This is a genomic window from Magnetospirillum moscoviense (genome assembly GCF_001650635.1).
GTDB classification, from domain to species: Bacteria; Pseudomonadota; Alphaproteobacteria; order Rhodospirillales; family Magnetospirillaceae; genus Magnetospirillum; species Magnetospirillum moscoviense.
In genome coordinates, this window is the sequence record NZ_LWQU01000002.1 from 1 (window position 1) to 9,157 (window position 9,157).

Sequence of the window (9,157 nt, forward strand, 5' to 3'; positions counted from 1 at the left end):
TGTCCGGCGCAACCCTCGATTGGGACATGCCGTGGGACGGACCGCCAGCCGTTTCAGGGGGCGAACATAGGGTCTAGCCCATCAGGGCCATGGCCTGCAGGATTTCGGCGACGCGGTCGCGCTTGGCGTTCTTGAAGCGGGCCGCGATGGCCTCGACCGACGGGGCCGGGTCCAACTCGGCCAGTGCGGCGCGGACGGCCTGGACCTGTTCCGGCAGCGTCTTGGGCCACGGCTGGCGAGCGGTGGTGTCGGTTCCGGCCGCAACATCCAAAGTGGTCTGGGCCGGCCCCGTGGCGGCGACAGCCCGGCTGGTCTGGAAGTCGGGGCGCAGCCAGCGGACCTTGCCGGCTACCTCGTCGGTCCAGCGGGCGCGGTTCAGCGCCACCAGCCGGGTCAGGATATCCTGATCGGCCAGGTCGGTGGTCCAGCCATAGGCGGCGGCGACGGCCGAATCGAGGTCGTCGTGCAGCCGCTTGAGGGTGGCGACCAGGCCCTTGTCGTTGATCGCCCGCTCGGCCTCGGATAGCGGCTCGCCTTCCTTAGCTTTTCCAGCACGTTGTAAAGCCCGGTCAGGGTCAGATCGGGATGCAACGCCAATTGCCGCTTGCGCAAGCCGTCCAGCTCCTCGGCCAGGGCACCGATCGAGGCCTGCTGGGCCGGGCTCGCCTCGGGAAACGGGAAGGTGTCGAAACAGGCCGACTTGACGTAGACGGGTCGATCTTCAAGCAATCCGCCGGCCGCCGACGCCCAGACGGCATGTACCCGGCTGGACAGCACGCCCAGATGGAACGGATCGGCACTGGCGACGGCGATCAACTTGTTGTCGGGGCGGATGGCGGCGTCAAGGAACTGGAATACCCGGTGCTTGGCGGTCTCGACGGTGGCGATGTAACGCGGTAGGCCCGATAGCGCCATCCGCAATTCGGTATTCTTCCGTCCAAACAACCACCAATTCAGACGCCGGTACTCCTCGTTATTCTGATCGCGCTCGGGCTTCACCCGTTCCAGCACCCATTGATAGATTTCGGGGAAGCGCTGGCGGACCGAAACCTCGTCCAGGCCGAACAGGTCGATCACCATCACGCCGCGCGGCCGGCCGGTCAGGTCGCGGCCGTTGCGATAGTCCAGGATATGGCGTTCCAGGCCGGCGACCCGGCCCAGACCCAGCGTGCGGGCCTGGTCGGGGGTGACGATGAAGCCGGCCCCATGCAGGGCGACACCCCGGCTGGCCAACCCTTCGGCCGCCCGCAGGGACTGGGCGGTGGCGACATCGGCGCCGATGGTCAGGTCGGCGTTGATCGGGCCAAAGCTTTCGGCGAATTCGATCTCGGCGGAATCCTCCTTGCCCGGCCGTTCGCTCAACACCGTCAACAGCTTGCCGTCGCAGGCCCCCCTCACGCCGACCGTCATGGCGATGCGCACCGCGGCCGCGTCGCGCACGGCATCTTGCTCGTTCTCGTTCAGCGCTTTGACCCACGGATGGTCGGGGATGGCGAAGATCAGCCCGATGGGGTGCCGGCCCGATTTGTGGTGCTCGACCACCCGGCGGGAAAAGGTCTGCGGCAGCGAATTGGTGGTGATGAAGCCGAAGCGCTTGGCCTTGCCGGTGCGGACCTTCTCGGCCGCCTTGTGCCACCAATACATCACGAAATCGGCGGAATTGGGGACGCGTTTGCCATAGGTCGCCCACAGCGCCTCGGCATAGCCGTCGCCCAGTTCCTGGCGCAGATCCTTGCCGCCGATGAAGGGCGGGTTGCCGACGATATAGTCGGCCGCCGGCCAGTCGGCCGCCTTGGCCCCGACATAGCGTTCGACCGGAACGCGGGCGGATTCGTCGGGAACCAGCTTGCCGGTGGCGGAATCACGCTTCCGGGTGATCCCGTCCCAGCGGCTGACCGGCTTGCCGGCTTCGTCCCTGACCAAAAGCACGTCGCGCCAGGTCAGCAGCGCATCGGCATGACGGATATTGCCGTACTGGCGCAGCACCGGCTTGGGCCAGCCGGCGGCCTGCGGGCGCGAGCGGGCATAGCGCTGCAGATGGCCGATCCACAGCACCATCTCGGCGATGGGGACGGCGCGTTCGTTCTTTTCCAGGCCCAGGAACTGGTGTGGATCGACGGCATGGCTGGACAGGTCCAGCGCGTCCTGGCGCTGATCCAGCTCGGTGGCCAGGAAGTCCACCACCTCGGCTTCCAGATGCTTCAGGTGGTCCAGGGTGACGTACAGGAAGTTGCCGCTGCCGCAGGCCGGGTCCAGCACGGTGGTCGAACACAGCCGGCGATGGAAGTCGGCCACCGCCTGAACCGCGTCCGCCTTGGTGGGGGCGGCCAGGGCGGCGACCTTGACGTCGTCCCATTCGGCGCGCAACGGCTCGATGATGGTGGGCAGGACCAGCCGCTCGACATAGGCGCGCGGCGTGTAATGGGCGCCCAGGCGGTGGCGTTCGTCGTGGTCGAGCGCGCGTTCCAGCAGCGTGCCGAAGATGGCCGGCTCGACGTCGCGCCAATCGGCCTGGGCCGCCTCGATCAGCAGGTCGATCTGCGCCTGGGTGACCGCCAGGGCCTGGGCACCGGCGAACAAGGCGCCGTTGAATTGCGGCACCGCGTCCTGGATCGCCGCCGAGAAGGCCGAACCGGCATTCATGTCGGCCCACAGGGCGCTGATCATCTGGCGGGCCACCGCCGGCCGGTCGCGGGTGGTCTTCAACAGGTCGGTGAAGGCGTTGGCCTTCAAGATGCCGACATCCTCGGCGAACATGGTGAACAGGCAGCGCATCAGGAAGTCCGACACGGTCTTGGCCGAATGGCCGGCTTCCAGCGACTGGGCCAGGCGGGCCAAGCGGTCGGCGATCAGGCGGGTCGCCTTGGCCGCGCGCCTGGACGGGTCCAGCGAATGGGGGTCTTTCCACACCGCGCGCAACCGGTCGCGGATAGCCGGGTCGGCCAGCTTGTCCAGGGTGAAGCGAAAGCCGGCGGCGTCGGGGAACTGGATGTAATGGCGGCCGGTGCCGGTGAAATCGGCGAACAGTTCGAACGAATAGCCGACATCGACGACGATCAGGAACGGCGGCACCGGCTCGGACGCCGGCAGGTTGTCGATATAGCGCTTGGCCTGGGCACGGGCCCGGACCATGGCGTTGTCCCACTGCTTGGTCCCGCGCACGCCATGGCCCTTGCCACCGCCCTTCCTGGGGGTATAGCCGGCCAGGCCGGGAAGATCGGGCAGTTCGCGTTCGGGCTTGAAACTGCCCTGCTTGGCTTCCAGCACGAAGCAGCCGCGCTTGTAAAGGTCGATGCGCCCGGCACTGACTGTGCCGTCCCAATAGCGGATGGGGACGCGGCGTTCGAAGCCGTATTCGTCGCCCGCCGTATCGGGAAGACCGACATCCAGCAGGGCGCACAATTCGGTCAGGAACATCTGGTAGGTGCGGTGCTCGCCGCCGCCCGACGGGCGCCAACGTTCGATGAAGGAAGCCGCCTGCTTGTCCACGTCCTCGCCGCTCACCCGCAATCCCCCACCATAATCACCAAGGCCAGCCTAGCCGAGCGGCCCCATGGCGGCAATCACCGGTTTAGCCCGCAGGTGTCGGGAACAACGCCTTCAACTCGGCCCAGCCGGGCGCGCTGGCGGCCCGGGTCGGGCGGCTCATTTTGGCGGCGGCTTCCTCGATCTTGGTGATGCGCTCGGTGGTGCCGGGATGGGTCGAGAACAGCGAGGTGGTTTCCGATCCATCGGGGTGCAGCTTCAAAAGGGTGCGGAAGAAATCGTCGGCCTTGGTCGGGTCATAGCCGGTGCGCTCGAAGATCTGCAGGATATGGGCGTCGGCCTCGAACTCGTTGGTGCGCGAATAGCCGGTCAGGATCAGCCCGTAGAGCGGGCCCTCCATGGCACCCAGCACCTGGGCGGTCAAGGCCCCGGCGGTGCCGCCGAACGAAGCCAGCGCCTCCTTGCCGATGGCGCCCAGGCCGGTCATCAGATTCTGGTTCTTCATCTGGGCCAGGCCGTGGCCGCGATCGGCGTGGCCGATCTCGTGGGCGATCACGCTGGCCAGCTCGTCGGGGCTTTGGCTGTACTGCACCAGCGCCGAATTGATCGCCAGCTTGCCGCCCGGCAGCGCCCAGGCATTGACCTGCTTGTTGGCTACCAGGGTGATCTCCCACGGCAATTGACGGCGGTCGGCGGCGGCTATCAGCGGCTGGGCGAAGCGCTTCAAGGCCTCTTGCGCGTTGCGGTCGGGGTGGATGCCGCCCGATTTCTGCAGATATTGCTGGTAATAGGTCTCGCCCAGCTTCACCTCGTCGCCCTCGCTGGCGGTCATGGCGCCGACGATGTTGGCGCCGCCCTGGATCAGATTGCCCAGGTTGAACTGGGCCAGGGCGGGAGCGGTGATCAGGCTGCCGGCCAGGCCGGACAGAAGGGCGCGACGATGCATGGAAACCCCAACTCAGCAAGGAATGTGCGGCGCAGTATAAAAGGCGGCGGGCCCGCCGTCATCAGGTGAGGACATCAAGGAACAGCCGCCCGTAACGTTCCAGCTTGCGTTCACCGATGCCGTGAATGCCCTTCATGTCGTCCAGGCTGGCCGGGCGGGCGGCGGCCAGTTCGACCAGGGTGCGGTCGGGGAACACCGCATAGGCCGGAATGCCCTGTTCCTCGGCCAGTTCGCGCCGAAGCTTCTTCAGGGCGGCCAAAAGGTCGGAATCCACCGAGTCCGGCACGGTCGCCACCGGCCGCTTGGGCCTACCCTTGGCCTTCAAGGTGTCGGCGCGCAACGCAATGGTGGCGCGTCCGCGCAACACCTCGCCCCCTGCTTCGGTGATCGACCACGAACCGTGTTCGGACATATCCTGGGTGATCAGCCCGGCGGCATAGATCTGGCGAAAGATCGAGCGCCAACGGTCGCGATTATGGTCCTTGCCGACCCCGAAGGTCGGCAGCTGGTCGTGGCCGAAGCGCAGGATCTGGTCGGTGTCGGCGCCGATCAGCAGGTTGACCAGATGCTCGGTGCCGAAGCGCTGGCCGGTCCGCCAGATGGCGCTGAGGGCCTTTTGGGCATCGACGGTGCCGTCGGTCGATTGCACCCCGTCGATGCACAGGTCGCAATGGCCGCAAGGGGCACTTTGCTCGCCGAAATAGGCCAGCAGGGTCTGGCGGCGGCAGCGCGGCGCCTCGCACAGGGCCAGCAGGGCGTTGAGCTTCTGACGCTCGATGCGCTTTTGCTCGTCCGAGGCCTGGCCGTCCTCGATCTGCATGCGGCGCAGGCGCACGTCGCCCAAACCATACAGGGTCAGCGTGTCGGCCGGCAGTCCGTCGCGGCCGGCGCGGCCGATTTCCTGGTAATAGGCCTCGATGCTTTTGGGCAGGTCGGCGTGGACGACGAAGCGAACGTCGGGCTTGTCGATGCCCATGCCGAAGGCGACGGTCGCCACCATGACGATGCCGTCCTGGCGCTGGAAGGTGTCCTGGTTGGCGTCGCGTAAGCTCTTGTCCATGCCGGCATGATAGACCAGGGCGCGATGGCCGGCCTGGTTCAAGGCCTGGGCCAGGTCCTCGCAGCCGGCGCGCGAGCTGCAATAGACGATGCAGTTCTGGCCCCGCCTGGGCTGCAGGAAATGCAGGATCTGGCGACGCGGACCGTCCTTGGCCTGCATCGCCAGCATCAGATTGGGGCGATCGAAGCCGCCGACGAAGATTTCCGGGGTGTGGTCGAACAGACGCTCGACCATGTCGGCGCGGGTGGCGGCGTCGGCGGTGGCGGTGAAGGCCAGGGTCTGCACCTGGCCCAGCGCCCGCTTCAGCTCGCCCAGGGCCAGATATTCCGGGCGGAAATCGTGGCCCCACTGGCTGACGCAATGGGCCTCGTCGACGGCCAGGCGCTTGACCCCGGCCCGGCGCAGCATGTCGGCGGTGTCGGGCTTGGCCAGCCGTTCGGGGGCCAGGTACAGAAGGCGCAGATCGCCGGTCCGCAAGGCATCGAACACCCGGCGCGATTCGGCGGCGTCGTTCGAGGAATTGAGCGCGCCGGCGCTGATTCCCAGCCCGGTCAATTGCGCCACCTGATCGCGCATCAGGGCGATCAGCGGACTGACCACCACGGTCAAGCCGTCATCCAGCAGGGCCGGCAATTGGTAGCACAGCGACTTGCCCGCCCCGGTCGGCATGATCGCCAGCACGTCGCGTCCGGCCAGGATGGGCGCGATGATGTCTTCCTGACCCGGACGGAAATCCGCGAAGCCAAAGACGGAAGCAAGCAGGGAACGGGCACGGGCGATCATGGCGGCGGCACTTTACCCGGTCGCGTTCCAACTTGCCACGAATTCGCCTTAATCCGGCCCAATGACCACCATGAAGGTGGGGGAATATCCCGGCCATCGACAATCTTGCTCGAAAGCGAGTAACCGAAATGATCCGCAAGGCTGTTCTTCCCGTCGCCGGCATGGGCACCCGCGTTCTTCCCGCGACCAAGGTTCTTCCCAAGGAATTGCTGCCGGTGGTCGACAAGCCGCTGATCCAGTATGCCGTCGAGGAAGCCGCCGAGGCCGGCATCACCGACATCGTCCTGGTCACCGCCAAGGGCAAGGAATTGCTGGTCGATCACTTCGATCGCTCGCCCGAGTTGGAACGCCAGTTGGAAGAGCGCGGCAAGCTTGAATTGCTGGAAATCGCCCGTTCGACCTGCCCCAAGGGGGTGACCATCACCGCAATCCGTCAGCCGGCGCCCCTGGGCCTGGGCCATGCGGTGTGGTGCGCCCGGCCGGTGATCGGCGACGAGCCCTTCGCGGTGCTGCTGCCCGACGATTTGATCCTGGGCCAGCCGGGCGCCCTTCGCCAGATGGTCGATCAGTGGAGCCAGACCCGGGGCCATCTGGTGGCGGTCGAGAACGTGCCGCTGGAGCACGTCAACCGCTATGGCATCCTGGACGTGGTCGAGGAAAAGGGCCAACTGGCCCGGGCCCGCGGCATGGTCGAGAAGCCCAAGCCCGAGGACGCGCCGTCCACCCTGTCGGTGATCGGCCGCTACATCCTGGAGCCGGTGGTGTTCGACTTCCTGGACAAGAAGCAGAAGGGCCAGGGCGGCGAGATCCAGCTGACCGACGCCATCGCGGCGACGCTGTCCCAGGTCGGGCTGTCGGGCCTGCGCTTCAAGGGAACCCGCTACGATTGCGGTACCAAGGCCGGCTATGTCCAGGCGATCATCGATGCGGCGCTGCTGCACGCCGAAACCGCCGGCCCGGTCTATCGCCACATTCACGCGCTGGCCGGTCGCCGCGCTGCGTAACAGACGAAGGCAAGCGGGCGGGCGGAGACCATCGGGTCCCGCCCGTTTCGCGTTCAAGCAATGATGTCGGCCTTTCCGGCCGACATCCGGCCGCCATTGCGGCGGCGGCCAAGCATGCCGGAGGCATGCGCCCGGCGAGGGCAAAACTTCAAGCAATGATATCGGGGATCAGCTGGTTTTCCAGCTTGGCGATCTGGTCCTTCAGGGCCAGCTTGCGCTTCTTCAGCCGCTGCATCTGCAGCAGATCGACATGAGGGTCGGCGGCGATGCGTGAAATGACATCGTCAAGGTCCCGGTGTTCGGTCACCAGATCCGCCAGCCTGCGGCGGATCTCTTCCATATCATCGTCGATCATGTCGGAGCGAAGACACCTGCTGTCGAATGCAGGTTTGACAGTAGCAGAGATTGGTGCGAAGCGGTATGGATAAGACCGTTACCGACCGGAGAGGCACGTCATGGCGCACAGGCAGAAGCGAATCGGCATCCTGACCAGCGGCGGCGATTGCGCCGGCCTGAACGCGGCCTTGAGGGCGGTGACGCACCGCGCCATCCGCGGCTATGGCTGGCGGGTGTTCGGCATCCGCGACGGCAGCCTGGGCCTGATGAACCGACCCTTGGACTATGTCGAGTTCGATCTGGGCATCGCCTCGGGCGAGATGCTGCGCATGGGCGGCACCATCTTGGGCACCATCAACAAGGGCGACCCCTTCGCCTATCCGATGCCCGACGGCACCACCCGCGACCGCTCGCAGGAATTCGTCGATGGCTTCAGGGAACTGGGCCTGGACGCGTTGATCGTCATCGGCGGCGACGGCTCGATGCGCATCTTGAACAAGCTGTGCAAGCAAGGCGGCGTGCCGATGGTCGGCATTCCCAAGACCATCGACAACGACGTCGCCCATACCGACTATGCCATCGGCTATGTCACCGCGCTGACGGTGGCCTCGGAAGCCATGGACCGGCTGGCGCCGACGGCGGCCAGCCATCACCGCGTCATGCTGCTGGAAGTGATGGGCCGCGATGTCGGCCATATCGCCATGGCGGCCGGCATTGCCGGCGGCGCCGACGTCATCTTGATCCCGGAAATCCCCTACAGCCTGGAAGGCGTCGCCGGGCGGCTGGCCGAAACCCAGGCCGAGGGCCGCAATCACGCCCTGGTGGTGGTGGCCGAGGGCTGCAAGACCGAAACCGGCCACAACGTCACCCACGTCCAGGCCGACGGCGAGGCCCGCTATGGCGGCATCGGTCAGTATCTGGCCGCGCGTCTGGCCAAGATGGTTCAGGCGGAAACCCGCGTCACCGTGCTGGGGCACGTCCAGCGCGGCGGCCAGCCTGGCCCGCGCGACCGCATGATCGCCTCGGCCTTCGGCGTGCACGCCGTCGATCTGATCGCCCAAGGCAAGCTGGATCGCATGGTCGCCTGGCAGCACGGCAGCGTGGTCGATGTGCCGTTGAACGAAGTGGCCGGTGTCACCCGCGGTGTCGATCCTTACGGCACCATCGCCCACACCGCGCGCGGCCTGGGCATCTATATCGGCGAAATGCGGGTTTAGACCCTATGTTCGCCCCCTGAAACGGCTGGCGGTCCGTCCCACGGCATGTCCCAATCGAGGGTTGCGCCGGACTGGCCGGCGCCGAGCCTCAGACATGGGGGCCGGACCTGATGAACGATATCATCTTCGTGGGTTTGGATGTCCATAAGGCGACGGTTGCGGTCGCCATCGCCGAAGGGACGCGCGGCGGCGAAGTGCGCCAGTTAGGCAGCATCCCGAACCGCGTAGATCACATCGCCAAGCTAGTAGAGAAGCTCGGCAAGGGCGGGCGGCGGCTGAACTTCTGCTACGAGGCGGGCCCTTGCGGCTACGGCCTGCATCGGCA

At 66.5% G+C, this 9,157-nt stretch carries 7 protein-coding genes and 1 pseudogene; 3 read left to right on the plus strand and 5 right to left on the minus strand.

Going from position 1 to position 9,157, the window contains the following annotated elements:
- Positions 1-73 precede the first annotated feature (73 nt).
- The 4 genes from A6A05_RS21390 to recQ form a co-directional block, all read right to left on the minus strand.
- Positions 74-385 (minus strand): hypothetical protein, encoded by a 312-nt coding sequence (locus A6A05_RS21390; RefSeq protein WP_216635724.1) that lies wholly within the window; start codon positions 383-385, stop codon positions 74-76.
- A gap of 8 nt (positions 386-393) precedes the next feature.
- Complete coding sequence (locus A6A05_RS00065; protein ID WP_216635725.1) at positions 394-3,504, minus strand: class I SAM-dependent DNA methyltransferase; 3,111 nt, start codon at positions 3,502-3,504, stop codon at positions 394-396.
- Between the two features lie 67 nt (positions 3,505-3,571).
- On the minus strand, positions 3,572-4,432 hold the full coding sequence (locus A6A05_RS00070) for a M48 family metalloprotease (protein ID WP_068496235.1): 861 nt from the start codon (positions 4,430-4,432) through the stop codon (positions 3,572-3,574).
- 61 nt (positions 4,433-4,493) lie between these two features.
- A complete protein-coding gene (gene recQ, locus A6A05_RS00075; RefSeq protein ID WP_068496237.1) occupies positions 4,494-6,275 on the minus strand; it encodes a DNA helicase RecQ in 1,782 nt (593 codons plus the stop codon).
- 128 nt (positions 6,276-6,403) lie between these two features.
- Here recQ and galU point away from each other — a divergent pair, with 128 nt between their 5' ends.
- Positions 6,404-7,279: a UTP--glucose-1-phosphate uridylyltransferase GalU gene (gene galU, locus A6A05_RS00080; protein ID WP_068496240.1), complete on the plus strand. Its 876-nt coding sequence runs from the start codon at positions 6,404-6,406 to the stop codon at positions 7,277-7,279.
- Between the two features lie 148 nt (positions 7,280-7,427).
- On the opposite strand, the gene A6A05_RS00085 is transcribed toward galU, so the two are convergent.
- Positions 7,428-7,634, minus strand: coding sequence for a YdcH family protein (locus A6A05_RS00085; protein WP_068496242.1), 207 nt, complete (start codon positions 7,632-7,634; stop codon positions 7,428-7,430).
- Between the two features lie 100 nt (positions 7,635-7,734).
- Between A6A05_RS00085 and A6A05_RS00090 the strand changes: the two genes are divergently transcribed.
- Positions 7,735-8,832, plus strand: coding sequence for an ATP-dependent 6-phosphofructokinase (locus A6A05_RS00090; RefSeq protein WP_068496244.1), 1,098 nt, complete (start codon positions 7,735-7,737; stop codon positions 8,830-8,832).
- 110 nt (positions 8,833-8,942) lie between these two features.
- Positions 8,943-9,157, plus strand: a pseudogene (locus tag A6A05_RS00095) (IS110 family transposase); the annotation flags it as partial.